This is a genomic window from Mesorhizobium sp. CA16, assembly GCF_020165175.1.
GTDB lineage: Bacteria > Pseudomonadota > Alphaproteobacteria > Rhizobiales > Rhizobiaceae > Mesorhizobium.
Genome location: NZ_JAIUHP010000031.1, coordinates 1 through 24,337 on the forward strand (window position 1 = coordinate 1; position 24,337 = coordinate 24,337).

Sequence of the window (24,337 nt, forward strand, 5' to 3'; positions counted from 1 at the left end):
GAAGCAAGGGGTGGGGATTGGTCAACTGGCCCAATGGGGTACCGGCCTGCATAGTCGTGTTTAGGTACCCCGCAAGACCAGTCGGTTAGTCTTTCCGCCCTTTGTACTCCACATGGTGACTGCCCTTGGGCGAGGCCGCCAGGGGTCTCGTGATGCTGATCTCGGCAAGTGAAAACCGAGGTGTATCGCGGGCCAATGCCGGTCCGCGACGTACCTTGGAGAGAAGACATGAAGAGCTTTTTCAAAGCCCTTGCCGGCTTGAGCGTCATGGCTACGGTAACTGGCGCACAGATCCAATCCTTACACGCTGAGAGCCGCGTGATAGTTGAGCGCAAGATCGCTCATTTTGGTAGCCCGGTAGAATGGCGCCTGCGCTGCGTCAAATGGGCAAAGCCCTGGCCAGGCGCGAAGATATGCATCGGCCATGCCTACGAAAATCTCCAGCACAAGTTCTATCTTCGCGTGACCGGACCGGAAGCGGACGAAGCGCTAAAGAACCAGATCGCCAAGGCTCTGGAAGTCGCTGCCGCTGCCGCTATAGCAACCGGCATTGCGACGCCTTCCCCGGAGCCCATGGCCCGCGTCGCTGCGGCCCTTGCTGCCGCAAAGATCGCGTTCGTTGGGTACCTCTCCTCGGTTGGTCTGAAGGACTTCGTCAGGCAGTACGAAATCCGTATCGATCATGAGGCGGGCTGGTAGTTCGCAGCGGACAGCGTAGGGGCGGACAGCGTTGACCCGTCCGCCCCTCATTTTCGGTATCGATCCGCAACGAGATGAACTAGGCGATCTTACCCCCAGTCAGCCGCAATTGTCTCAGCCTGCCTTACGACGAGATCGACGGCCGCCTTTTGGAGATCGGGTGGATAGCCATATCGAGCCAGCAGCTTTCGCACTTCGATGCGCATTTTGGCGCGGACACCTTCTTTCCGCGTCCAATCAATCGTGGCCGAGGCCCGTATGGTCTGAACAAGCAACTGCGCGAGGGTTCGGAGGGTCTCGTGCGCCATCAGTTCCTTTGCTGATCCGTTCTCCGCCAGCGCCTCGTAGAATGCTATTTCCTCTTCAGAGAGACCTAGTTCCCGAGCGCGTGCTGCATTGTCCCGAATCTCGTTGGCGAGTTCGATCAGCTCTTCGATCACCTGCACGCTATCGACCGCGCGGTTGTGGTATCGTCGGAGGGTCTCGTCCAGGCGCTCGCTCAGCTTTGTCGACTGGACGATGTTTGTCCGAGCGTGTGATCTTATCTCGTCAGCGAGCAGCCGGCGAAGGGTCTCGATCGCCAAGTTCTTTTGGTTGCTTCCGCGCACCTCAGCAAGGAACTCTTCGGAAAAGATTGAAAGGTCGGGCTGCTCAAGTCCAGCGGACTGGAATACGTCGAGTATCCCATCAGCCATAACCGCCCGGGAAAGGAGTTGACGTATGTCTCGCTCAACCGAAAATCGGCTGCGACCACCACCGGACGTGTACTTAACGAGGTTTGCACGCAGGGCAGCTATCAGGGCTATCTCATTCCGCTTCGTCGAGACCCGCTCGTCGCCCGCGCTAATTGCGTAGGCGACTTCCAGCTTTAAGGCCACGTCGATGAAGGCTTCACGCCGCTGATTTGCCAGCAGGTGCTCAAGGCACTGCTTGAGTAGCGTAAGACGCTGCGCGGGAGTTGCCCCGAAGAAGGAGCGCCAAGGAGCTCCCTCCAGGAAAGCCAAGGCGCTTTCGAGATTTGTAAGCGTCTGTCCAGCAGCCTCGTCAGCATCCATGCGAACTTGGTCGCGGTCACCCTGCGTGTATTTAGAAAGTGCTGCCTTTAGCTCGGCTCCGATCCCCAAGTAGTCGACAACCAGGCCCCCAGGTTTATCCCCCCAAACACGATTGACGCGAGCTATCGCTTGCATCAGGCCATGTTCGCGCATTGGCTTGTCTATGTAGAGGGTATGGAGTGACGGGGCATCAAACCCTGTCAGCCACATGTCGCGGACAATGACTAGGTCGAAACCAGACGCAGGGTTCTTGAACCGACTGGCAAGCGCTTCAAGGCGCGACTTCGTTCGAAGATGCGGCTGAAGCGCTGCCGGATCATCCGAGCGATTTCCTGTGATGACAACCTTCAGCATACCGTTGGCGTCATCGCGCGTATCGACAGCAACCCAATCCGGACGCAACTTGGCGATTTCATCGTAGAGCGTCACAGCGACCTTACGGCTGATCGTGACGATCATTCCTTTGCCGCCGGCCATCGCCTCCTGTCTTTTTTCAAAATGCGCCACTATGTCGGCCGCAATTTCTTCAATCCGATCCTGAGCACCGACGATCTCCTCAAACCGGGTAAGCTTGCCCTTAATACGCTCAACCGCAGCGTCCTCGCCTTCCGCGAGTTCCTCCGCCAGCGTGTCGAGTTGGGTCCGGTCGTCGTCGGACAGGGACAGATGCAGCCTAGCCAGCCGTGCGGTATAGTGGATTGGAACCGTCGCCTTATCCTTGACGGCCTGGGTCATGTCATAGGTGTCTATGACGTCGCCGAAGGTCCCATAAGTATCGCGATCTCGTTCTTCGATCGGGGTACCGGTAAATCCTACGGCCGTAGCATTTGGCAAAGCCTGCCGAAGATAGTCGGCAAATCCCACGGCTTCTCGAATCTCGCCGTCCCGCTCTACAAACCGCTTCTTGAAGCCGTACTGGGTCCGATGAGCCTCATCGGCAATCACGATGACGTTGCTGCGATCTGTCAGCAGCGGGTGTTTTCCATCCTCACCGCGAAACCGCTGGATCGTAGTGAACACGAGACCGCCAATATCCACCGAGAGCAGCCGGCGCATGTCTTCGGCCGTCTCGGCTTGGTGCGGCGTCCCACGGAGCGCCGCGCCGTGGTCCGCGAAGGTGCCGAACAACTGATCATCCAGGTCATTGCGATCCGTGACCATGACGATCGTTGGATTCTTCAGCGCCTTGGCCAGCTGAAGCTGACGGACGAAGAAGAGCATGGTCAGCGATTTGCCAGATCCCTGCGTATGCCAGACGACGCCGCCCTTTCGCGTACCTTTCTGCGAAGCGGCCACGGTAGACGCCAGCGCTTTCCGCACGGCATGAAACTGATGATAGCCGGCCAGTTTTTTCGATCGGACGGCTCCCCCCTTCATCTCGAAAGCCACAAAATCGACGATGAGGTCGAGGAATCGTTCTGGCGCAAAAACGCCTCGGATCAGCACTTCAAGCTCAGACCGGCCTGTGTCGTCCAGTTCCGTCCCCCCGATCGTGCGCCAAGGGGCGAACCGATCTGGCTCCGCAGTCAGAGAACCGATGCGGGCTTTCATGCCGTCGCTAATTACAAGAACTTGGTTTGGGCGGAACAGGTCCGGACACTTGTCCGCATAGTTCCTCAGCTGGGTATGCGCCCTCTCCAGCGTGGCATTCACGCTGGTCGGGTTCTTGAACTCAAGTATTGCAACCGGCAGGCCATTAATAAACGCCGTCAGGTCAGTGCGAACTACGCCTCGGTCCCCTTTCACAATGAACTGGTTTGCAACGAGAAGCCGATTGCCCAAGGGATTTTCACGATCAAGGATTCGTAGACCGATGGTCCTCGTTTCTCCACGCTCGTTGATCTCGACGGGAACACCGGAGGCCAGGAAGGAATGGAACAGCCTATTGTTCTCGATCAGGTCCTGACTGGGAATGGCCATGATCGTCCGGATGGCCGCGTTTAACATTGCAGCAGTCGCGTCCGGATTTAAGCTGGCGATTGCATTTCGAAGTTCTGGCTCGAGAATTGCTTGTCGATAGTCAGACCGGGCGCCCATTGGGCCGTCGGGTGCCAGAAAGTCTCCGGGAACTGACCTCCAGCCGATTAGTTCGAACCAGGATAGCGCCGCGAGTTCGACGGCTTCTTCGGCGAGTTCAAGGCGCTGGACTTCTGTCGGCAGCGTGTAGCGCTCGCTCATGCCGCGATCTCGGTATTAGGCTGACGTTCGTTCGCTCGCTCCGCCTCCCAGTCGATGCGTGCCGCATCGTATACTGTCTCGTCGAGATGAAAGAGCACATAGCTAGGCCGGAAACGTGCTCCGGCAATTTCAACCATCTCGTATTCGTTATCGAGGTACTCATTGAAGTCGGCATGGGCATCGTACGTCTCGATATCTTCCTGCTCGGGTTCCGAGAGCACCCGGCTCCACGCGACATCGAACAGGAAAGCGACAAGACTGTCGCAAAGGCCGCCCAGCATTAGGGCATGCTGGCGCTGCAGCGTTCCCCAATCCAGGGACCCACCATGGCGCATGTTGGGCACGTTGCTAAGTTTCGCCAGCGCGACCGCAACGTCGTCAATTCCTTTCGTGAGCGACTTGATATGTTCGTTGATCTCGGCTGCGTTTGGATGGTTCGAAAGAGAGAAATCCATGGCATCGATCACGCCGCGCATCCGGCCCGGGAAACCATCATTCCTGGCGAATTCGATCCCGAGCCTCGGCGCTATCGTCGAATGCGCCGCTTCGAAGAGCGTCCGTACACTTTGTAGACAGAAGGCTGGTTGGCTCTCGATGCTGCGCTCCAGAGCTTCTATGTGAATCCTAAGAGGCTCCGCCCGGTCAGGGTGCGCGTCAAGCAGGGCGCGAAGCATCTGGAGCGAGTAAGGCATCGTCAGGTTTCCTCCCTGACGCGCTCGAAGTCGTCGAGCCGAATCTTGTCGAGTGCGCCAAAGATTGCGTTCATGATGCGCCGGAGTTGTGCGAAGTCCACCCATACCTCCGACGCGACATTGGCGTTGGCGACGTTATCGTACCTGAACGCTGTCGAACGAGGATCGACAGTGTCGAACTCGCATACGCGATCTCTAAGCCAGTCCAACTGGGACTGTTGATAACGGCCGACAAGGCGTTCGTGCAGGTGGGCCGCCAGCTCCTGGAGTCCATGGCTTCGCTTCACTGGTCCGCGATGGATTGCCTTCATGGAAAGCTCAAGGGCGTGACGAAAGCAGAATAGGATCGGATCGACACTCTCCCAGGACTCGTTGTACCTGCTTGCTTCGTCAAGCAGCCGGAAAGCGGCCGTCTTGTAGGATTGCGCCATGTCATAGGTGGTCCGGCCGGTCTGACCGTTCCAGTTTACCAGCATTGCGCCGTATCTGGTTTCAGGCTCGTCAGGCAGATCCGAGAAGATGGCCCAGGAAAGATCGAGGTTGCGCTCGTTCATGCGGCGACCGCCTTCTCGGCGTCCTTTATGCGCAGTTCTCCAGAGATGAGTTTGGGAAGTAGCGTGTCGCGGAGCGTACGGAGCTTGGAGGCTTCTTGAACCAGACCAAGTATCCGCCGGTACATAGGTGCCACCGAAGTTTCAAAGGCGACCGTTAATGCCTGCCCCCCATCAACGACGCGCGCAGTCCCGAGCGTGGTAGTGGTGATCGTGTCAAAAACGGAACCGTGTGCGCCTCGAACTAATGCATCAACCAAGCGCGAGAAAGCACAAGCCAGCCAGAAAGGCGTTTCATTGCTTGAACTGAGTGCGTAACAAGTCTGGTTCATCGCCATTTCGCGGCCAAACAGACAGTGCCTGCCTGTGGTGGCGCCCCGTGCAACAACAACAGTCGAGAGCGCCGGGACCATACGCGTGGCGCTTTCATCGAGACCTTTTTGTGTGATGGTTCGCTCAGTCCCGATCAGAAACCGATCGGGGCACTGGCTCACGTCCCTTGCGCTTGCCCACGATATAGGCCCGTCCCAATATGCAAGCTCATCCGTATTGGGGGTGCCTCCGGAAATTAGGCGGGCATGTTGGAGGAGTGGCGCATTGGTCCACCCCTCCGGAACACCATTTCCATCAAAGCGGTCGGGGAAGAGGGCGGCGATGTCTGCTGCGAGGCGGGGGTCCCGCCGCTCGACCTTGGCATGGACGGGATCGAAGTCCACGAACCAGCTCTTGAAGACCGCCTCCGCCATCTCCTCCACCGTAGCGGCCATGCGTCGGTTCACATCAATCTTGTCGTCGAGCAAGCCAAGCACTTCGCCAATTGCCGTCTGGTCGGCGGGATCAGGCAGGGAAATCCACATTTGGCGCTGATCACCCAAACTGACATATTCTGCCATGTCGGTTTGACCGGAGACACCCTTGTATTGAGCATAAAATTCGGGACCGGAGAGCCAATAATAGAGATACTTTGGATCGATCAAATTTTTATCGAGTGAACGCCAATAGCAAAGTTGTGGTGAGTATACAAATTGCCTCGTATCATGTTTTACAAACGCAAAGCGGCCAACAGTTCCCTTTGACGTAAAAACGGTATCGCCTGGATAGCTTAGTTTTTCTTTAGGAACAGGAATTGACGAGATATCGATGAGGTCGGCGTCATTAAATAAAAAGCCCCCATCGATATTACCTGCTCTTGCAAATGGTATACCTGCAAGACTCATCTCCGAGTTTTTTGCACGGTACCCATCCCCGATTGCGAGTACCTTTTGCGATATCAAGTCGCTAACGCGTTGACGGGATAACTCACCAGCCATGGCCAACCCCAGCAAGCGCCTTGCGGATGCGCTCGTCGAGTGCCGTGCCCTCGGCAATCTGCTCGCGAAAAGCGGTGGTCAGCCGCGTCATCTTGGCTTCGAAGGGCTCATCTTCCATAGCTGCGGCTGGCGTGCCCACGTACCGTCCCGGGGTTAGCACGTAACCCTGATCAGCCACCTCCTTGACGGTGGCTGCCTTCGCGAAGCCTGGCACGTCGGCGTAGCGTCCGCCGACCTCGCGCCAGGCATGGTATGTGTCGGCGACCTTGGCGATATCCTTGTCGGTCAGTTCCTTCAGCGTGCGTGAGACCATTGTGCCTAGCTCGCGCGCGTCAATGAAAAGGATTTCCGCCGTGCGGTCGCGCAGCTTCTTGTCGCGCGAGAGGCCGTTGGATTTGTCGCGGGTGAGGAACCAGAGGCAAACCGGAATCTGCGTAGTCGAGAAGAGTTGCCCGGGGAGTGCCACAATACAGTCGACGAGACCAGGAAGCATAACCTTGGCAGTCGGGTCCCAGATGCCCTCGATCATAGCGCGGCGTATGTCGCCCTCACCGGATTGCTGGCTCGAAAGTGACCCATTGGCCAACACCACGCCCGCGTATCCATCGGGCGCAAGATGGTAGATGATGTGCTGGAGCCAGGCAAAGTTGGCGTTGCCGGCGGGGGGCACGCCATACTTCCAGCGGACGTCGCCCCTCAGCTTTTCGCCGCCCCAGTCGCTATCGTTGAAAGGCGGATTGGCGAGGACGTGTTTCGCCATCAGGCCCTTGTGAAGGTCCTCATGGAAGGTGTCCGCCCATTTGGAACCAAGGTTCGCCTCGATGCCCCGTATGGCAAGGTTCATTTTGGCGAGCCGCCACGTCGTAGCGTTGGACTCCTGGCCATACACTGAGATTTCGTTGAGGCCGCCGCCGTGCTCCTCGACAAAGCGTTCTGACTGGACGAACATGCCGCCGGACCCACAACAGGGATCATAGACGCGGCCTTTGAACGGCTCCAGCATCTCTACCAGCAGCTTAACCACGCACCCGGCCGTGTAGTACTGCCCGCCGCGCTTGCCTTCCATCTTAGCGAACTCGCCAAGGAAATATTCGTACACCCGGCCGAGAACGTCTTGGCCCTGATGAGAATCCTCGAACTTGATATCGGAAAAAAGCTTCAGGACCTCGCCAAGCTTGGTCTGGTCCAATTCCTGACGCGCATAGTTTTTCGTGAGAACGCCACGCAGGCTAGCGTTCTCGGCTTCAATATCGATCATCGCCTGATCGATCAGTTCCCCGATAGTGGGCTTCGTGCTGGTAGCGTGCGCCTTCAGGAAGTCCCAACGCGCGCGATCCGGAACGAAGAAGATGTTGTCACCGAGGCAAAGGTCTCGAAAAACTTCCGGATCATCAAGAAAGGCGCGTTCCTCAGGATCGGCCTCCGCCTTCCGGCGACGAGCGTCAAACCGGTCGGAAATGTACTTCAGGAAAATCAGGCCGAGTGCGACATGCTTGTATTCAGCAGCGTCCATGTTGCCGCGTAGCTTGTCGGCGGCAGCCCAGAGCGTCGTCTCGATTGCTGGCGCCGATTTTTCCGGTTTCGGAGTCGCGGTCTTCGTCCCAGGTTTACGTCCTCGTGGCACTGGTATTCCTGACTTCAAGATGTGGGTTGCGGCTGAATAGTCGAATCTATCATTCGGCAGCGACGGGTGGCGCCGAGGCTGAGACCGGACCACCGAGCATTTCGGTCAGCTTAATTCGGAGGCGGTCTCGCCTGGCGGCGTAGAAGGATTCAAAATCCTGCAGATCGGTTGGAAGTTCGCCCAGTTCGTGCAAGGTGCGGTATTGAAGTTGCGATGCCGCATCAGGCAAGTGTGCCGCAAGCCAAGCCATCGGCATTGTCGCTCGTTTCTCATTATTGATTGCACCTTCAAGCAGTTGCAGGTTTGGCAGAGTGTTCGCGTGGCGGGCTAGGACCTCGGCCTCGGTCTCCCCGAATCCCTGGTTTTGCAGCCGCCTCGGAGTGAACCTGGAAATCGGATAGACGTGATCGACGTGGAACTGATTGCGAAGGTCTACAAACGGGAACAGCAGAGAGAGCAGTGGGAATGTTCGCTTGTCGCCGTATTCGATATGGACGAGGTCTTCAATCTCAGCGGGCTCGAAGGTCAGAGACTTACCGCGTTGGCTCATAGCCTGTCGCAGCTGTTCCGCAGGGAAAGCTCCAGGATCGTTTGCCTGGATCACTTCTCGAAGGGCCGTCAAGAGAGTGTCGAGACCGCTTCCCCAAATGCCGGAGGCCTTGACGATTGATCTCACAAGCCAGCCTCTGATCGCCTCGCGGTCACTAGCGAACTGGCTGTGAGTCACGTAGTTGCCAGGAGCGCCCTTCTTGTAGAGGTAGTATCCAATCGGCAAAAGCGCGCTATCGGCCTTCAGCGTCTGCCCGTTCAGGCCGAAACTGGAGGCCAGTTCGACCGTCCGGACCAGAGCCGACCGAATCGAGAGCCAGTTGGATTCTAGCGCGAGCATGTTTTCAGTTGTGAAATTCTCTACCTTGAACCCCACGGATGCGATGTCCGCCAACATGAGGCCGGCCTTAAGGACGAAGTCCTGACTCAGAGCGAACCCTGTTCCGATGCGGTTCAGTTCATCGACCAGCTTGTGTATCTCTGCGCGCGCATCGACCTGTTTCCACCGGGCCACAGCAATGCTGAGCAGCAGGTCGGAGTAGGAAAGGATCGTGCCACCCGAATTGAGCCGGATGAAAATGTTGAGGACTCGCTCAAGGTCCTGAGTCTCTTCTTCGTAGTAGTTGATCAGATTGTGCGAGTTGACCACACGGTGGAGCCGATCGAGTATGGCATAAGCCCCCTTCAGAGCTTCACCACTGAGGCCGCGCTCCATTAACGACTCCAGCATCGCTGGACCGTCTTCCATACCGAGAATGTTCGGTACCTTGAACCAGTGGGCACCCTCATCGCGGGCGACTTGCCCGTCGTCCAGAAACTTGAATCGATACCGAACGCCATCTTCATCGGGCGATGATGGAGCTAAAAGGTCAATACGCAACGTGCGGAGGGGAAAAGCGTCAGGATTTGTCCACCACTTGTTAGGCTGCTTGATCGCCATCGAGCCTCTAAGGCCAATGTTCAGCGCCGTGAGGCGCTGCTGCCCATCCAGGACCGCGGTCACACTCTGATGATGGAGCTTTCCGAGTTCCGGGCAGTGAGCTGCATCGCGCTGATGGTAGTTCAGGACAAAGTCATAGAACTTGAACTTTCCACTGGTCGCAGCCTCCACCTTCCAGAACAGAAACGTTCCGAAGGGATAACCTTGCATCAGGCTGTCGAACAGCCGTTCAATCTGCTCTGGCTTCCAGACAAACTCGCGCTGAATTGCAGGCAACACGTAGCTTTTCGTCTGAATACGGCCGAGCGCCTCGGCGATGGTGCCTCCCGGTTTATACATGAGCCCCCAGCTTCTTCGTTGTTGAATCGCTACACTAGCGGTCCAATACCGTCTGGCCAACTCGGAAAATGAGGATCGTTAGCGGCAAGACATGTTAGTCCTTCGAGGCCGCGCAATTTTCTGGGAGTCCTCTCGCTCTGGATTGCATCCGCCGAATTCCTGCGTATCCTGCTGCTACGCATGTGAGCATAAGGTGGCGCCTGGCGCTTGGATGAGCCACCCCCTCAAGAACCAGCATCGGCCTGGCGACCGAAAATGCTGAGGTAAGAGACCGCCATTTCCAAGAGGAAACGTTCGTCATGGATACCCATGCCGTTATTGCGTCCCTGCCAGTCGCTGGGGCTGACCGAACCGTGCTTGTCGATGCCGCAAACGCCGCGTTCGAAAGGATTATTGAGCGGATTGAACCGGCCAACGAGGAACTGACTCGAGCCCTTTGGGATCCCGAAGGCTATATCGATACCGAAATCACTGCGGACATGTTGCCCATTTCACGGGACGAGGCCGCGTACCTTGTTGATGTATTCCTGGTGCATCATGTTGTTCATTTGGCAGTCGCCGCTGACAACGAGGTCGCTGATTCTGGGCCTTGATCTTCACGGCCGGCAGCTGGGGCTACCTGCTGCAATTTGGGAGACAACCCGATCAAAACCGTGACCTTTGCCGCCACCTCCTCAAGGGTGGCGGTGAGGCGGTTTATTTGAGAGGCGGTTGCTGCCAGTTCCGGACCGTAGCGGGTGATGAGATATTCCCGGTTCCGACTGACGGACCGAAGATGGTTGGCGGTTTTCGCGCGAAGGCGCAGACCCGCCTCCAAGGCATATTCCGTCCGCTCAGACAGGTCGTGCTGCATTTTGCGTATCTGGTTGGGGTTGTGCCCACTGTGGAGCAAAAGCGCAGTCAAATAGAGTTCTATCGCATGGATTGCCGATAGCCTGAACGGGGCTCGTGTGAGTGGCTTGCCCGGTCGGCCGAGCTGAAGGAGGAGGTTCGCTGCCTTGCGGTATTCCTCCGCCAGCTCGTAAACCTGCTGCGGCGAGGCTAGTTCACCGGGATATTCGCGATTTTCGACCGTCATTAGCGCACCATAGAGATGCTGTGGGAGGTTTCGTATGGCGATCATGGCGTCCCCACTCTAGGGTTTGTGTCGTCGCCGTCACAATCCCGATAAGCAATGCAGCGGCTGCCGCTCTAGCGGCACCCAGAATGCACGCTCCATCAGCATTGGCGGGATGGAAATCTATCGACGACTCTGCTCATCACCAGGCATCAGCAGATCAAGGGGGCTCGCTCCGATGGCCTGGGAGAGCTCAAAGAGAGTGATAACCGTCGGGTTCCTCTTGCCCTTCTCCAAGCCACTTAAATACTGCTGACTGAAACCCGAGCGGGCCGCGACCTCTTCCTGTGTTAGGCCTTTTTCCCGCCGGAGCCGGGCAAAGTTATCTCCAACGAGCGCGCGCATATCCATGCGCATCTGCGTTGCGGAAATCGTTGCCTGCCGGTATCAACTATAATATGTATTCCGCTGTTTCGATCTACCCATCCCACCGCGTAAAGAGCCTCGGCATCCGTCTCAAACAAGCTCCGTCTACGAACCGATAGCCTGGGCCACGTCGGAGCGCGCAGTAGTGAGTGCCGCAGGGTTCAATATCTAGGAGCGAAGTCGAAATGTCGGACCGGGAACAACCCACGCTAAGCGGGCCACTGTCTGGACAGTCCAGCGAAGGAGTTCCATTCGGTGGAACCATCAGCTCGATACTCCTGATGGCGATGCTGTCTTTTGGGACGTATCTTTTTTATGAAAGCGTCACGAACGACTTTCTGCCGAATTGGAAGGCGGCATACTGGGTGGCCACAATTGCCACGCTGGCCATCAGTTTGGTGTGGACCCTCAGACTCTGTGGCCGATACGGCCTAACCGCAGGCGATATGTTAGGCGGCGTTGCGCTGTCGTGTCTTTCGGTTATCTGCCTCACCATTCTGGCCTGGGTCAGTCACAACGCACAGGGCGCGGCGGGAAACGGAGAGGTTCTAGTGGCCGTTCTGGCGGCGACATTTGGGATCGCAGCGCTCGGTTTGAATGTCATCAAAACAAACGTGGTGTTTGGGGTATTTCTCACTGCCGTTCAGTTGGCGTTCTCGCTGGTGCTTCTTGTGTTGCTGGTGCTTTTCTGGTCCATCATGGCTCGTAAAGACCACTGAGAAAGCTTTATCACTATGGTCTGCGGAAAAATGGGGGGACAAGCGGCGATGGGCAATCGGCGGGTGGCGTACTCAGCATTGGCTGTAGCTCTTTCTGTCACCCAACTACCCTCCGCACTCTCTCAAACATTGGATCCCCGCAAGGATCCAACTAACATTCTGAGAAGCCTTGATGGCTGTAAAACGGAGGCACTCATCAGCGGTCAGCAGACCGCTCAGTTACTGCTTGGGAAATTGGCGCAGCCCTATAACGTTCAGCTTGGCCGAGCGCGTGTTTCGAGAGACGTTGCAGTAGACTATTGTGTCAGCTCAGCCAGATATACTGAAACATTTAAACCAGGTGGCCAACCGCAAGATTGGGAAATTGCTGGGCCGGAACTTCAGAGAATGGTATCCGACCTTGGCCAGAAATATAACTCAACGAAGTTCAAGCTTGAGGGGAAGGAGGCTGTTCTCTACTCCACCGGAAAGTCTCAAACCCTCATTTCTCTCTTCAGGGGAACGAGTGAGCGCGAGATAGGATTGACGATCGGAATTGCGTCAAACCCGATACCGGTTCGAGATTTTGACGAACAGAGCGAGTGCGAGATTGACGGCATCGCGACGATCACCTTCAAGGGCGTTGTATCGTATACGGGCCACGTGGCGGAACCAGGCACGGTTTGGGAGGCCATGTGCGCAAATAGGCCGGCAATGTGCCAGAAGACGTTAGTTCCCTTTTTGAATCGGGAAGAAGGCTACAAAAGCATGTTGTTTGCCGGCGGGAAGGGCTTTTACGGTGATCTAAGGGCCAAATTCCTTAACCCCCTATCTTACGAAATCAAAGCTGCGGACGGAATATTTGTGCTGGATGAACCTTGGCCTGGTGCGAAGGTACAGTGGCTAGCAGATTCGTCGTCCACAAGTTTATCGCTGTTTGCCAATGGCAAGAAGGTGGCTTCTGGCATTTGCAAATTCAAATAGGAAGACAGCCGTGCGCGACTGGTGAACTGCCACTGTAGGAGAGGAGTAGGCGTGAGCAGTTGGGGAGAAATGAAAGGTTTTGCTGGATTGGTTGTTGCGCTTTTCACCGCAACTGCTGCGCTCGCTGGCGAGAACAGGGGTCCTGTTGCCGGTGGCGAACTCAAGTTCGTCGCTGATTATTGTCATTTCAAGTTGACGCCTGCGGGGAGGAAATTTCTGGCTAAGACATATAGGTCGAATCCGAACGTGTTCGACGCCCAATACGCCTCAGAGGAGAGCGGCTTGAGGTTTGACGACAATAACAAGCTCATGGATGAGCTGCCGTGTGAGGCTTGGTACGGCGACTACCTTAAGGGCGGATCGTCATACCTGGGGTTTCAGCCTTTTGTGGAGATCGCCCCGGAATAAGGCCGCCGCGCCTGAGAAAATAGAGCCCGCCAGGGCTCGTTTCCGCTTCCCGGGTCCCCAAGACCGCGCTCGGCATTCCCGCCTCCTACAGCCCACCGCTTGGCCGATTTTGAGCCCATTTTCGCCGACCCGGGGCTTAAACATTTTCGAGGTTCAGGGTACTCTTGTAGTGGGGGTCTGTACCGGTCATCAGATTGTCAACCGATATATTGAATCGAGATGAAACGAGGCCGATGGGATCGCCCGTCATTACCTTTGCGTCGCAAAGCAGAAAAGGCCTTTTCCTCTTGGTGTCAAAGGAAACGCGCCCTCGGGGCCATTCCTCATATTCGAAGGCGTTCGCGATAGCGCGTTCCAAGCGCGCATTTCGGGACCGACGCCAGCTGTTCCAGGTGGCGTAGTGCCCGATGCCATAGGTTATCATGTCACCGTATGGTTCTCCGTCACCGACTGGGCATGACGCTGCCAAAAGGCGGAGGTCGGCCTTCCATCTTACAAACCAGAAAATGCCGATCTGGCCAGCGAGGTAGTTGAGGTCACTCATTCGAACCGCTCTCGTCATGAGGTTTACGGGAATCCAGCTAGGTAGCCCGTGCCAAGTTGCGGCTGGGACGACTTCCCTGAGTAGATACGTTTGAGGCTCCGAGGAATTTACACTTCCCGACGAAAAAGATGGCGTGTGATCGGCGGGTTACAGCGCAGCTGACAACTCCCTATGGCCTCGCGAAACCACCAGCTTGGGAGCAAGGCATGTCAGCTGAAGCACATTCGTCGCCACGGGGCGCCATGACGATCGACCAATTTTGTCAATGGGCATCAATTGGGCGGACGCTCGCCTATCGGGAGATCAACGCTGGCCGCCTCCGTTCTGCGAAGATTGGCAAACGGCGGCTGGTGTTGTGGTCGAGCGCCGTTGCTTGGCTTGCCGCTCTAGAAGACGAGGCGAGGGGGATAGACTCCAGGGTTGCGGCAGCCGGTTATCAGGGGCGAGGAAAGCGACCATCTCTTAAAGACAGCACCAACTGAACCACTATCAATTCGATCTTCATTATCAATAACAAACTCTCTGGCAAATGGCGGAATTCGCCTAATGGAAAGGGACCCATGTCAGCGTCAGATTACCCCATCAGTGACCGGATCGCCGAGGCAACGCGCGAGCTTGAAAAATGGGCCGGCAGTGTCGGTCGGAGGATCGTGCACTGCGGACCCAATCATCTAAAGCTAGGCGATGCGAACTTCTATCCGAGCACAGGGACGTTCTACGTTGACGGGCAACCGAGACAGCCAGGTAAAGGCGTAAAGGCATTCATCGAATTCCTAGAGAAAACGAGTGTCGGCCGCCGAAATTCGGCGCATACCATAAAGCTCGACATTTTTAACTGACTTTACAGCGGCTTACGCAAGCGGGTCTGTGTTTCTATCGGTGCCTTTCTACGTTTTCGTGGCTGGACCGGAAAACGTAGAAAGGCCACCAGGCTTAGAAAAAGCTCGATACTGGAGACAGGTAAGTCCGCTCTTTACGTGCTAGGAATTGCCGGTACCAAAAGTCGGACCACGCTTCCTCAAACGTCGAATCCCAGTCCATCATGCCGACACGGTAGAACTCGCCTCGTGTCCTGGCTTGCCGTTGTGCTTGATCGGAGACTTGGAGAGATCGGCCGGTCCGCTTGAACGGAATGACGCCCTGGGCAAGGCCCGCAATCCCAAACCGACGGGCAAATCGATAGTCTTTAACTTCCACGTCGCCCGGGACGCCTATGGTCGGATCGATACCTTTGGCGAGGTAGCGGAACCATGCCCACTGACTCGCAACGTCCGTTGATTTCCGAGCGACAAGCTTCTTGTCCGCCACTAAGCGTTCACCAGACATTGGATCGACAAGCTCAAGAGTCCGCTTAGCCCAACTCGCGGCTTTGCCTTGGGCATTATCAGGTATGTGCAATTGGAGATGGGTGTGGAGGCGCGTGTTCGGTGGCCGCTCCCAGACGTAGATGTAGACGCAGGGGATTTGCTGGTAATCGCACCAGGCGCGGTACCGCGCCAGAAACGAACGAAAGACGTTTCGGCTGCGGGCATCTGATCCGCCAAAAGCGATCGTGAGTTCAGTGTTCATCAGCCATCCAGAGCAATTGGCGAACTGTACGGCGTCGTACATTCGGAAGAGTTCCGCCGCCGATATGTAGGAGCTGCCTTTGGAACTGACTGGCATCCCGCTGAAAGGGAGGTAAAGGTTCTTGGGTCCACCCCGCAGTTCTGCCCACTCGGCGGGGGCAGGGCGGTTGTCGAACCTACTGGACTTGATTTTGGCTGACATGCCGGTCTCCTATTGCTCGCGCACCGAAGGCCGGTGCGCGACATATAGGGTTCAGCCGGGGGGGTAGATAACAAGCTGACGCGAAATTCTTGCCTTAAAACTCCGATCGTTTGCGGAGTGTGGCAAAATCGACACGACGAAGCTTCCCAATAAGTGGCAAGGTGATGGCACAAAGGGTTCCAGCGGTCCCAGCACCAAAATGCGCCCATTCCCTGTGGCGCCTATCACACTGAAGGCACATATGGCCGTCAGCACCGTGATGGCTGGACGGTCGCCTAGCCCGCTCCAGATCAGCTGCTGTAGACATATGGGGAACATCGGCGAATCCCTCCCGCCAAATGGCGAGAAGGAGAAAAGATGCTACCTTATCATAAGCCAACCCTGCCGATCCCGCCCCGCGAAATCCTTGAGCGCTTCGAAGTTCATGAGCCCCTCGACACGCGCTATCAGTCCTGCGCACGCCTGCTCCAATCCGTATGGAGGGAGCGCAGAGGCTTTGGCGTCGGGAGCTATACGAACGGTCAGCAAGTCTCTCGGCGACTCGGAAGCCGGCTGGCGCCCACTGCCGCACGCGCCGGCGTCAACTATCTTCGGCCTGACATCGCCAAGCTCACTAGGCGAGAGATCGCTTATCGAGAGCGCGGCGCGCTGATCGATGAGGCCCGCGCCTGGGAAAACCTGCTGAGTAGTTCGGCTCTCGTATTCAACCTGTTCGGCGCTCTGAAGTTGGACGCTGCCCTGTCCAAAAAGGTTCTGAAGCAGGCCTTCGGGATCAAGGCCAAACAGGTCGATGGGGTGTATTTCGAGACCTCGCCGGGGCGAGGCGACGAGGCCTACATCGGTGACCATACAGCCCTGGACGTGCTGGTCGCGTACACCGGTGACGACGGAAAGTCGTGCTTCGTCGGCGTCGAGGTCAAGTACTCAGAGTGCCGACCCGGAACGTCAACTCCCGTGAAAGAACGGCACCTCGACGTGGCGCGCCGCTCGAAGCTGTTCATTGATCCAGAGAACACGGCTCTGCATCAAGCGCCACTCCGGCAATTTTTCGCCGAGCACGCACTTTGCTTCACCATGGTTCACGAGCGTCATCATTTCGATCGTGGAGCTTTCGTTATTGTGTCGCCGTCATTCAACCACGAAATGTCAACGGCAATCGACGCTTACAGGGGGCATCTGGCACCCTCATGTGCCGATACGCTGCCGTTTAGCGCTGTCAGCCTTGAGACGATTGTGACCGCCATATCCGACGGCGGTGACACCGATCTGGCGGACAAACTGCGCGAACGCTATCTCGACTTCAGTCCGCTCTTCGACCTGATCGACGAATGGGACCCTGAAAACTCAAAGTTCGGTTAGGAGGGCTATGCTGTGCGGCCGAGCCTACGCCAGCCGCACAGCGCCCCGTAGTGGGGAAGGGCATGGGGAAGACAAGCCACCCGGGCCAATTAATGGGGAAAATCAGTGTCTTACGGGCCAAGTATGGCGGAGAGGGAGGGATTCGAACCCCCGATACCCTTGCGAGTATGCCGCATTTCGAGTGCGGTGCATTCGACCACTCTGCCACCTCTCCGCGAGGTCATAGTCGGCCGTTGCCGGCGCGGCGCACTAGATAACGGCTGACTGCTCCGGTTACAAGGCCCTATTCCACCGATTTCCGGCTTGCGCGAAAAGCGATCGCGACGGGACGGACCGATATTTGCCGGCAACGTCGCTCGCGGCCTCTCCAACGACAAGCCGCTTGCCTTGACTCCGGCGCAACCTTCGGTTAGGGACAGCCCGCATTCGGCGTGGAGGCTCTTCCGCGCCGCTTGTTTTTTGAACCCGCAGACTGACAAAAAGACGGCCGAACCGCCCGAGGCGGCTCATCGAGGCCGACCGAACAGCGAAAGGCAAAAAATGTTCGCAGTCATCAAAACGGGCGGCAAGCAATATCGCGTCGCCGCCAACGATCTCCTGAAGATCGAGAAACTCGAAGCCAAGGTCGGCGACATCGTCGAGATCGGCAATGTGCTCGCGCATGGCGAGGGCGAGAATGTCACCTTCGGCGCGCCGTTCGTCGATGGCGCTCTGGTCACGGCGGAAGTCGTCGAGCAGGGTAAGAACCGCACCGTCATCGCTTTCAAGAAGCGCCGCCGCCAGAATTCGCGCCGCAAGATCGGCCACCGCCAGCTTTTGACCACCGTCAGGATCGCCGAGATCCTGCTGGGCGGCGCCAAGCCGTCGAAGAAGGCCGCCGCCAAGGCAGAGGCCAAGGCCCCCGAAGCCAAGGCGGAAGTCGCCGCCGAGGCAAAGGCCGAAGCCGCTCCGAAGGAGGCCAAGGCCAAGAAGGAGCCCAAGTCTGAGGCCGCTTCCGGCGAAGAGGCAAAGGCCGCGCCGCTGTTCAAGGCGCCGAAGGGCGAGCCGGATGACCTGACCGTGATCAAGGGCATCGGCCCGGTCGCGGCGAAGGACCTCGCCGAACAGGGCATCGTCACCTTCGCGCAGCTCGCCAAGCTCACCGACAAGGATGTCGCCAAGATCGACGAGCACATGCCGTTCAGCACCGACCAGATCAAGGACTGGCGCGAGCAGGCCAAGGAACTGGCGAAGAAGTAAGGCAGGTTGAAATAAGATGGCCCGGCGACAATCGTCGCCGGTGCGCACTTGAAACGGAACGCGAACGCGTTCATAAGACCATTCAAGCGCCTCAGGGCGCATCGGAGTTAGTCAAATGGCACACAAGAAAGCTGGCGGTTCGTCGCGCAACGGTCGCGATTCGCACTCCAAGCGTCTCGGCGTGAAGAAGTTCGGCGGCGAAGCCGTCATCGCCGGCAACATCATTATTCGTCAGCGCGGCACGCAATGGCATCCGGGCACCAATGTTGGCATGGGCACGGACCACACCCTTTTTGCGCTCGAAGCCGGCGCAGTCACCTTCAACAAGAAAGCCAACGGCCGAACCTACGTATCGGTGAACCCGATTACCAAAGCAGCGGAGTAGCCGGTTCCGCACCATAACACCGGCGCCCATCTCGGGAACCGGTGTCTGGCCAGGCCAGGAAAAGGATCAGGAGAGATGGGTTTGCCCTCTCTCCTTTTTCATTTTTTCTTGCCCTGGAGGACTAAAATGGTTGCCGAAGCGGAAGACACCGAAGACGAAAGTTACGCGATCGATTGCCCTGTGCTGGCCACTGAGCGTCTGGCCATGCGCGCCCCGCGCGAGAGCGATCTCGAGCAACTCGTCACGCTGGCCGACAACCGGCATGTCGCCGAAATGCTGGCCCGCATGCCGCATCCCTATGGCGAAGCCGAGGGCCGCACCTTTCTCGCCATGGCGGCGTCGCGCCGCGCCGGCATCGTCTATGCCCTGACGCTCAAGGATACCGGCACCTTCGTCGGCGGCGCCGGGCTCAACACCACCGATCGTGGCCTGGAACTGGGCTACTGGATCGGCGAGCCTTACTGGAAGCGCGGCTATGCCACCGAGGCCGCGCACGCCCTGGTCGACCTCGCCTTCCAGCGGACCTCGATCCAGGTGCTGCATGCCTCGACAAGGGTGATCAATCCGGCCTCACGCCGGGTCATCCACAAATGCGGCTTCCAGTATGCCGGCCAGGGCATGCTGAACTCGATCGTCGCGGGCCAGGTGCCGGTCGAGCGCTACAGGCTCGACAGGAAGACCTGGACGAGCCTGAGGAATTGGATTCATTTTTGACGATTGCTTCACAGGGCTGGGCAAGCGCCCCCTCACCCGGATTGCCAGCCGAATTGCGAAGGGCAATTCGGAGCAATCCGACCTCTCCCCAAGGGGAGAGGAGCTGGTAGGCGCCGACGCCAACCTCTTCTCCCCTCGGGGAGAAGATGGCGCGTAGCGGCCAGATGAGGGGGAGTTCAGAATTCAGCCCAGCTCGGCCCAGAGCGGCAGGTGATCGGAGCCGACGGCGTCCCGGTCGGACCATAGACGCTTCAGCGATCTGGCCAGCGAAGCGCTGGTGAAGATGTAGTCGATGCATTTATGGCGGCTTTTGTCGTCTGGGCGGTCGGGGTCGACCCAGGTGACGAGGTCGGCGACGGCAAGGTGCTGGGCGACGTCGACGGCAAGATCGGCGGTCAGCGGCATGCCAAACTCATGGTCCGGGCGGCCGGCGAGCTCGACATATTCGGGCGAGCCCGGCAGCATGTTGAAGTCGCCCATGACGATGAAGGCTTCCGGATAGGGCAGGTCCGGTAGGCCGATCTCGGGAATGCCCGACAGGCCGCCGCCTTCGAGCGCATAGTTCAAGAGGCGCTGGCGCAGGAAGCGGATCTGGCTCTGGCGCTCGACCGGGCTGCGGTGGTCGAGATGGGTGGAGTAGAAGCGGATGAAGCCGAGCGGCGTCTCAATCAGCGCTTCGAGCGCGCCGCGCTGGAAATTCATGGCCTCGAGGCTGCGGCTGCGCGGCAAAAGGAGATTGCGCGACAGATGAATGGGTGTCTTCGACAGCACCATGTTGCCGAGCTGGAAGGAGGTCGAGATGGCGCGGCCGTTCTCGAGGCGCGAGCCGATATTGACCTCGAAATTGCTGCCATAAGCGGCAAAATAATCGGGCAGCGCCTCGCTGATCTCGGCCACCATGTCGCGGTCGCCGTTGCGCGGGTTGTTGCGGGTCACTTCCTGCAGCGCGATTACGTCGGCGCCGCGCACGGCGTCGGCGATGCGCCCGACATCGTATTTGCGGTCGAGGCCGATGCCGTATTGGATGTTGTAGGAAACAATCTTCATTCCCGCGCCCCTTTAATCCCCGCCAGTGCTACCGCGTGCGCGCCGAAAGGGCATCCGGCGCTTTAGTCGCAATTCGGCCTCGCCCTCGGCTCTGCCTTGGTTTAGAGCAATCCCGCAAGTGCAATAGCAGAAACTTGAAACGATGAAATTCCTCGACCAAGCCAAGGTTTACATCCGTTCCGGCGATGGCGGTGCCGGATCGGTGTCGTTCCGGCGCGAAAAGTTCATCGAGTTCGGCGGGCCGGATGGCGGCGATGGCGGCCGCGGCGGCGATGTGTGGGCGGAAGCGGTCGACGGGCTGAACACGCTGATCGACTATCGCTACCAGCAGCATTTCAAGGCCAAGACCGGCATGCACGGCATGGGCCGCAACATGACCGGGGCCAAGGGCGCCGACATCACACTGAAAGTGCCGGCCGGCACGCAGATCTTTGCCGAGGACAATGAGACGCTGATCTGCGACCTGACCGTCGTCGGCCAGCGCTTCCTGCTTGCCAAGGGCGGCAATGGCGGCTTCGGCAACCAGCATTTCAAGACCTCGACCAACCAGGCGCCGCGGCGCGCCAATCCCGGCCTGCCGGGCGAGGAGCTGAGCATCTGGCTCCGGCTCAAGCTGATCGCCGACGCCGGCCTGGTCGGCCTACCCAACGCCGGCAAGTCGACCTTCCTTGCGGCCGTCACCGCGGCCAAGCCGAAGATCGCCGACTATCCGTTCACCACGCTCTATCCCGGCCTCGGCGTCGCCCGCATCGACGGCCGCGAGTTCGTGCTCGCCGACATTCCCGGCCTGATCGAGGGGGCGCATGAGGGCGTGGGCATCGGCGACCGCTTTCTCGGCCATGTCGAGCGCACGCGCGTGCTGCTCCACCTCGTCTCCGCGCAGGAGGAAAACCCGGGCAAAGCCTATAAGACGGTTCGCGCCGAGCTCGATGCCTATGGCCATGGGTTGACGGACAAGGTCGAGATCGTGGCGCTCAGCCAGGTCGACATCCTCGACGCCGATGCCCGCAAGAAGAAGGCGGCCTCGCTGAAGCGCGCCGCCGGCCGCGCGCCGATGCTGCTTTCGGCCGTCACCGGCGAAGGCGTCGAGGCCGTGCTGCGCGCGCTGATGGCGGTGGTCGCAGAAGCGCGCGATGCCGTTGCGGCTCCTGTCGACACGCGCTGGCGATAAGACCCATGAAATCGCTGAAATCATACCGGCGCATCACAGTGAAGATCGGTTCGGCGCTGCTCGTCGACCGCGCGACAGGTTTGAAGCGCGCCTGGCTGACCTCGCTTGCCGGCGACATTGCGGTGCTTGCCGATGCGGGCGCGGAAGTGCTCGTCGTCTCCTCGGGAGCCATCGCGCTCGGGCGCACCATTCTCGGCCTCGGCAAACGCGCGCTGAAGCTCGAGGAGAGCCAGGCGGCGGCCGCCGTCGGCCAGATCGCGCTTGCCGGCGCCTGGTCGGACGCGCTCGGCAAGGACGGGCTGAAATCGGGCCAGATCCTTTTGACCCTCGGCGATACGGAGGAACGCCGCCGCTACCTCAATGCGCGCGCGACGATCTCGACCCTGCTCAAGATGAAGGCGGTGCCGGTCATCAACGAGAACGACACGGTGGCGACCTCCGAAATCCGCTATGGCGACAACGACCGGCTGGCGGCCCGCGTTGCGACCATGATGGGCGCCGACCTGCTGGTGCTGCTTTCCGACATTGATGGGCTCTACACGGCGCCGCCGGCCAAGGACCCGCGAGCGAAGTTCATCCCGGTGGTCGACCGCATCACGCCGGACATCGAGGCGATGGCGGGCGCGGCCGCATCCGAGTTGTCGCGCGGCGGCATGCGCACCAAGCTCGATGCCGGCAAGATCGCCAACGCCGCCGGCACCGCCATGATCATCACGTCCGGCACCAGGCTGTCGCCGCTGATGGCGATCGAACGCGGCGAACGCTCGACCTTTTTCAGGCCGAGCGCCAATCCGGTGAAGGGTTACAAGACCTGGATCGCCGGGCAGCTCGAACCGGCCGGCCGGCTCACCGTCGATGCCGGCGCCGTCGGTGCGCTCATGTCGGGCAAGTCGCTGCTGGCTGCCGGCGTCAAGCTGGTCAGCGGCAATTTCTCGCGCGGCGATACGGTGGCGATCCTGTCGCCGGAGGGCCGCGAGATCGCGCGCGGCCTGGTTGCCTACGATGCCGCCGATGCCGTAAGGATCGCAGGCCTGAAGACGGCCGAGATCGAAAACGTGCTCGGCTACGAGGCGCGATCGGCGATGATCCATCGCGACGACCTTGTGGTAAGCGTTGCCGGCGACCAAGTATTGGCCGACGACTAGAGCAATTCCAGGAAACGTGTGAAGCGGTTTTCCGTTCGGGTTGCGTGGAATAAAGAGATGGGGCGGAGGGATGAACCATGCTGAAGCTGCATGAAAAGTCCGGCGAAGACACTGTGGCACTGATGGCCGATATCGGCCGTCGCGCTCGCGCCGCCGCCCGACCGTTGGCCGTCGCTTCCACCAAGGCCAAGAACGATGCGCTGGTTGCCGTGGCCGAAGCCATCCTGCGCAACGAGCAGGTCATTCTAGACGCCAACGCCATCGATACATCGAATGGCGAGGAGACCGGCTTGTCGGGTTCGTTTATGGACCGGCTGACGCTCAATCCCGCGCGCATCAAGGCGATGGCCGACGGCATCCGCGAGATCGCCGCGCTCAAGGATCCGGTCGGCGAAACCATTGCGGCGTGGGACCGGCCGAATGGGCTCCGCATCGAGCGCGTGCGCACGCCGCTCGGCGTCATCGGCGTCATCTATGAAAGCCGCCCGAATGTGACGGCGGACGCCGGCGCGCTCTGCCTAAAGGCCGGCAATCCGGTGATCCTGCGCGGCGGCTCGGACTCGCTCAATTCGTCGGCCGCGATCCATGCCTGCATGGTCGAAGGGCTGAAGGCCGCCGGCCTCCCCCAGGACGCCATCCAGTTGGTGCCGACCACCGACCGCGCCGCCGTCGGCGAGATGCTGAAAGGTCTCGGCGGCAATCTCGACGTCATCATCCCGCGCGGCGGCAAAAGCCTGGTCGGACGCGTGCAGACCGAGGCGCGGATACCGGTCTTCGCGCATCTCGAAGGCATCTGCCATCTCTATATCGACCGCTCGGCCGATCTCGACATGGCGGTCAATATCGCCGTCAACGCCAAGATGCGGCGCACAGGCGTCTGCGGCGCGGCCGAGACCTTGCTGGTCGACCGCGCGGTGGCAGCCACGCATCTGGTGCCGATCCTGGAGGCGCTGCGTGCCGCCGGCTGCGAGATCCACGCCGATGCCGAGGTGATGAAGGCTTTCGCCGACGCCAGCCCGGCGACCGATGCCGACTGGGTGACGGAATATCTCGACGCCGTCATCGCGGTGAAGCTGGTCGACGGCGTCGCCGGCGCGATCGAGCATATCGAGACGTTTTCCTCGCACCACACCGAGGCGATCGTCGCCGAGGATACGGCTGCGGTTGAGCGCTTCTTCAACGAGATCGACTCGGCGATCCTGCTGCACAATGCCTCGACGCAGTTCGCCGATGGCGGCGAGTTCGGCATGGGCGCCGAGATCGGCATCGCCACCGGCAAGATGCATGCACGCGGACCGGTCGGTGTCGAGCAGCTCACCTCGTTCAAATACCGCGTGCGCGGGTCTGGACAGGTGAGGCCTTGACGCTTGCCGCTAGAGTGTGAGGCTTTGCGCCCAGGCCGCCCCCTCTGGCCTGCCGGCCATCTCCCCCTCAAGGGGGGAGATTGGCAGCT

22 protein-coding genes and 1 tRNA gene are annotated in these 24,337 nt (G+C 59.0%); 12 read left to right on the forward strand and 11 right to left on the reverse strand.

Features of this window, described 5'->3' with window-relative positions; genetic code table 11:
• Positions 1-228 precede the first annotated feature (228 nt).
• Positions 229-699 (forward strand): hypothetical protein, encoded by a 471-nt coding sequence (locus LB525_RS27205; protein WP_224549379.1) that lies wholly within the window; start codon positions 229-231, stop codon positions 697-699.
• Positions 700-788: 89 nt separating this feature from the next.
• On the opposite strand, the gene LB525_RS27210 is transcribed toward LB525_RS27205, so the two are convergent.
• The 6 genes from LB525_RS27210 to LB525_RS27235 are packed head-to-tail and all read right to left on the reverse strand — an operon-like array spanning position 789 to position 9,937.
• Positions 789-3,932, reverse strand: a complete 3,144-nt coding sequence (locus LB525_RS27210; RefSeq protein WP_224549381.1) for a type I restriction endonuclease subunit R — start codon at positions 3,930-3,932, stop codon at positions 789-791.
• Positions 3,929-4,624 carry an abortive infection family protein gene (locus tag LB525_RS27215; protein ID WP_224549383.1) on the reverse strand — a complete coding sequence of 232 codons (696 nt, stop codon included), beginning with the start codon at positions 4,622-4,624 and terminating at the stop codon, positions 3,929-3,931. Before LB525_RS27215 ends, LB525_RS27210 begins: the two co-directional genes overlap by 4 nt.
• A gap of 2 nt (positions 4,625-4,626) precedes the next feature.
• On the reverse strand, positions 4,627-5,178 hold the full coding sequence (locus tag LB525_RS27220; RefSeq protein WP_224549385.1) for a hypothetical protein: 552 nt from the start codon (positions 5,176-5,178) through the stop codon (positions 4,627-4,629).
• The gene (locus LB525_RS27225) at positions 5,175-6,485 is read right to left on the reverse strand and encodes a restriction endonuclease subunit S (protein WP_224549387.1); all 1,311 of its coding nucleotides are present in this window, start codon (positions 6,483-6,485) and stop codon (positions 5,175-5,177) included. The genes LB525_RS27220 and LB525_RS27225 overlap by 4 nt, the downstream gene beginning before the upstream one ends.
• Positions 6,475-8,109, reverse strand: a complete 1,635-nt coding sequence (locus tag LB525_RS27230; RefSeq protein ID WP_224549389.1) for a type I restriction-modification system subunit M — start codon at positions 8,107-8,109, stop codon at positions 6,475-6,477. Before LB525_RS27230 ends, LB525_RS27225 begins: the two co-directional genes overlap by 11 nt.
• A 49-nt stretch (positions 8,110-8,158) precedes the next feature.
• Complete coding sequence (locus LB525_RS27235) at positions 8,159-9,937, reverse strand: DUF262 domain-containing protein (RefSeq protein ID WP_224549391.1); 1,779 nt, start codon at positions 9,935-9,937, stop codon at positions 8,159-8,161.
• Between the two features lie 299 nt (positions 9,938-10,236).
• Here LB525_RS27235 and LB525_RS27240 point away from each other — a divergent pair, with 299 nt between their 5' ends.
• Complete coding sequence (locus tag LB525_RS27240) at positions 10,237-10,530, forward strand: hypothetical protein (RefSeq protein WP_224549393.1); 294 nt, start codon at positions 10,237-10,239, stop codon at positions 10,528-10,530.
• Here LB525_RS27240 and LB525_RS27245 read toward each other — a convergent pair.
• Both LB525_RS27245 and LB525_RS27250 read right to left on the reverse strand, forming a co-directional pair.
• On the reverse strand, positions 10,482-11,060 hold the full coding sequence (locus tag LB525_RS27245) for a hypothetical protein (RefSeq protein ID WP_224549404.1): 579 nt from the start codon (positions 11,058-11,060) through the stop codon (positions 10,482-10,484). The genes LB525_RS27240 and LB525_RS27245 overlap by 49 nt on opposite strands.
• Positions 11,061-11,177: 117 nt before the next feature.
• Positions 11,178-11,405: a helix-turn-helix domain-containing protein gene (locus LB525_RS27250; RefSeq protein ID WP_224549406.1), complete on the reverse strand. Its 228-nt coding sequence runs from the start codon at positions 11,403-11,405 to the stop codon at positions 11,178-11,180.
• Between the two features lie 296 nt (positions 11,406-11,701).
• Between LB525_RS27250 and LB525_RS27255 the strand changes: the two genes are divergently transcribed.
• The 3 genes from LB525_RS27255 to LB525_RS27265 are packed head-to-tail and all read left to right on the forward strand — an operon-like array spanning position 11,702 to position 13,510.
• Positions 11,702-12,139 carry a hypothetical protein gene (locus LB525_RS27255; RefSeq protein ID WP_224549408.1) on the forward strand — a complete coding sequence of 146 codons (438 nt, stop codon included), beginning with the start codon at positions 11,702-11,704 and terminating at the stop codon, positions 12,137-12,139.
• Positions 12,140-12,187: 48 nt separating this feature from the next.
• The gene (locus LB525_RS27260) at positions 12,188-13,102 is read left to right on the forward strand and encodes a hypothetical protein (protein ID WP_224549410.1); all 915 of its coding nucleotides are present in this window, start codon (positions 12,188-12,190) and stop codon (positions 13,100-13,102) included.
• Between the two features lie 51 nt (positions 13,103-13,153).
• The gene (locus tag LB525_RS27265) at positions 13,154-13,510 is read left to right on the forward strand and encodes a hypothetical protein (RefSeq protein ID WP_224549412.1); all 357 of its coding nucleotides are present in this window, start codon (positions 13,154-13,156) and stop codon (positions 13,508-13,510) included.
• A gap of 1,477 nt (positions 13,511-14,987) precedes the next feature.
• Here the strand turns inward: LB525_RS27265 and LB525_RS27270 are convergent.
• Positions 14,988-15,824 (reverse strand): hypothetical protein, encoded by an 837-nt coding sequence (locus tag LB525_RS27270; RefSeq protein WP_224549414.1) that lies wholly within the window; start codon positions 15,822-15,824, stop codon positions 14,988-14,990.
• Positions 15,825-16,181: 357 nt separating this feature from the next.
• On the opposite strand from LB525_RS27270, the gene LB525_RS27275 reads away from it, so the two are divergent.
• Complete coding sequence (locus LB525_RS27275) at positions 16,182-17,183, forward strand: PGN_0703 family putative restriction endonuclease (protein WP_224549416.1); 1,002 nt, start codon at positions 16,182-16,184, stop codon at positions 17,181-17,183.
• A 124-nt stretch (positions 17,184-17,307) separates the two neighbouring features.
• On the opposite strand, the gene LB525_RS27280 is transcribed toward LB525_RS27275, so the two are convergent.
• Positions 17,308-17,397, reverse strand: a tRNA-Ser gene (locus LB525_RS27280).
• A gap of 326 nt (positions 17,398-17,723) precedes the next feature.
• Here LB525_RS27280 and LB525_RS27285 point away from each other — a divergent pair.
• The 3 genes from LB525_RS27285 to LB525_RS27295 all read left to right on the forward strand — a co-directional run bounded on the left by LB525_RS27285 (position 17,724) and on the right by LB525_RS27295 (position 19,521).
• Positions 17,724-18,422 carry a 50S ribosomal protein L21 gene (locus LB525_RS27285; RefSeq protein WP_224549419.1) on the forward strand — a complete coding sequence of 233 codons (699 nt, stop codon included), beginning with the start codon at positions 17,724-17,726 and terminating at the stop codon, positions 18,420-18,422.
• A 115-nt stretch (positions 18,423-18,537) separates the two neighbouring features.
• Positions 18,538-18,807, forward strand: a complete 270-nt coding sequence (gene rpmA / locus LB525_RS27290) for a 50S ribosomal protein L27 (RefSeq protein WP_095767205.1) — start codon at positions 18,538-18,540, stop codon at positions 18,805-18,807.
• Positions 18,808-18,933: 126 nt separating this feature from the next.
• Positions 18,934-19,521 (forward strand): GNAT family N-acetyltransferase, encoded by a 588-nt coding sequence (locus LB525_RS27295; RefSeq protein WP_224549421.1) that lies wholly within the window; start codon positions 18,934-18,936, stop codon positions 19,519-19,521.
• 183 nt (positions 19,522-19,704) lie between these two features.
• Here LB525_RS27295 and LB525_RS27300 read toward each other — a convergent pair whose 3' ends face one another.
• A complete protein-coding gene (locus LB525_RS27300) occupies positions 19,705-20,568 on the reverse strand; it encodes an endonuclease/exonuclease/phosphatase family protein (protein WP_224549423.1) in 864 nt (287 codons plus the stop codon).
• A 142-nt stretch (positions 20,569-20,710) separates the two neighbouring features.
• On the opposite strand from LB525_RS27300, the gene obgE reads away from it, so the two are divergent.
• The 3 genes from obgE to LB525_RS27315 all read left to right on the forward strand — a co-directional run bounded on the left by obgE (position 20,711) and on the right by LB525_RS27315 (position 24,248).
• Positions 20,711-21,739, forward strand: coding sequence for a GTPase ObgE (gene obgE / locus LB525_RS27305; RefSeq protein WP_224549425.1), 1,029 nt, complete (start codon positions 20,711-20,713; stop codon positions 21,737-21,739).
• A gap of 5 nt (positions 21,740-21,744) precedes the next feature.
• On the forward strand, positions 21,745-22,884 hold the full coding sequence (gene proB / locus LB525_RS27310; RefSeq protein ID WP_224549427.1) for a glutamate 5-kinase: 1,140 nt from the start codon (positions 21,745-21,747) through the stop codon (positions 22,882-22,884).
• Positions 22,885-22,961: 77 nt separating this feature from the next.
• Entirely contained in the window at positions 22,962-24,248 is a 1,287-nt protein-coding gene (locus LB525_RS27315; protein WP_224549429.1) for a glutamate-5-semialdehyde dehydrogenase, read from the forward strand.
• Positions 24,249-24,337 lie beyond the last annotated feature (89 nt).

Excerpts from the sequence above, each read along its gene's own strand:
- LB525_RS27220 (WP_224549385.1), bottom strand. The coding sequence starts at position 5,178 with ATGAACGAGCGCAACCTCGATCTTTCCTGGGCCATCTTCTCGGATCTG.
- LB525_RS27205 (WP_224549379.1), top strand. The coding sequence starts at position 229 with ATGAAGAGCTTTTTCAAAGCCCTTGCCGGCTTGAGCGTCATGGCTACG.
- rpmA (WP_095767205.1), top strand. The coding sequence starts at position 18,538 with ATGGCACACAAGAAAGCTGGCGGTTCGTCGCGCAACGGTCGCGATTCG.
- LB525_RS27215 (WP_224549383.1), bottom strand. The coding sequence starts at position 4,624 with ATGCCTTACTCGCTCCAGATGCTTCGCGCCCTGCTTGACGCGCACCCT.
- LB525_RS27285 (WP_224549419.1), top strand. The coding sequence starts at position 17,724 with ATGTTCGCAGTCATCAAAACGGGCGGCAAGCAATATCGCGTCGCCGCC.
- LB525_RS27225 (WP_224549387.1), bottom strand. The coding sequence starts at position 6,485 with ATGGCTGGTGAGTTATCCCGTCAACGCGTTAGCGACTTGATATCGCAA.
- LB525_RS27240 (WP_224549393.1), top strand. The coding sequence starts at position 10,237 with ATGGATACCCATGCCGTTATTGCGTCCCTGCCAGTCGCTGGGGCTGAC.
- LB525_RS27295 (WP_224549421.1), top strand. The coding sequence starts at position 18,934 with ATGGTTGCCGAAGCGGAAGACACCGAAGACGAAAGTTACGCGATCGAT.
- obgE (WP_224549425.1), top strand. The coding sequence starts at position 20,711 with ATGAAATTCCTCGACCAAGCCAAGGTTTACATCCGTTCCGGCGATGGC.
- LB525_RS27250 (WP_224549406.1), bottom strand. The coding sequence starts at position 11,405 with ATGGATATGCGCGCGCTCGTTGGAGATAACTTTGCCCGGCTCCGGCGG.
- LB525_RS27260 (WP_224549410.1), top strand. The coding sequence starts at position 12,188 with ATGGGCAATCGGCGGGTGGCGTACTCAGCATTGGCTGTAGCTCTTTCT.
- LB525_RS27315 (WP_224549429.1), top strand. The coding sequence starts at position 22,962 with ATGCTGAAGCTGCATGAAAAGTCCGGCGAAGACACTGTGGCACTGATG.
- LB525_RS27245 (WP_224549404.1), bottom strand. The coding sequence starts at position 11,060 with ATGATCGCCATACGAAACCTCCCACAGCATCTCTATGGTGCGCTAATG.
- LB525_RS27275 (WP_224549416.1), top strand. The coding sequence starts at position 16,182 with ATGCTACCTTATCATAAGCCAACCCTGCCGATCCCGCCCCGCGAAATC.
- LB525_RS27300 (WP_224549423.1), bottom strand. The coding sequence starts at position 20,568 with ATGAAGATTGTTTCCTACAACATCCAATACGGCATCGGCCTCGACCGC.
- LB525_RS27235 (WP_224549391.1), bottom strand. The coding sequence starts at position 9,937 with ATGTATAAACCGGGAGGCACCATCGCCGAGGCGCTCGGCCGTATTCAG.
- proB (WP_224549427.1), top strand. The coding sequence starts at position 21,745 with ATGAAATCGCTGAAATCATACCGGCGCATCACAGTGAAGATCGGTTCG.
- LB525_RS27210 (WP_224549381.1), bottom strand. The coding sequence starts at position 3,932 with ATGAGCGAGCGCTACACGCTGCCGACAGAAGTCCAGCGCCTTGAACTC.
- LB525_RS27270 (WP_224549414.1), bottom strand. The coding sequence starts at position 15,824 with ATGTCAGCCAAAATCAAGTCCAGTAGGTTCGACAACCGCCCTGCCCCC.
- LB525_RS27255 (WP_224549408.1), top strand. The coding sequence starts at position 11,702 with ATGGCGATGCTGTCTTTTGGGACGTATCTTTTTTATGAAAGCGTCACG.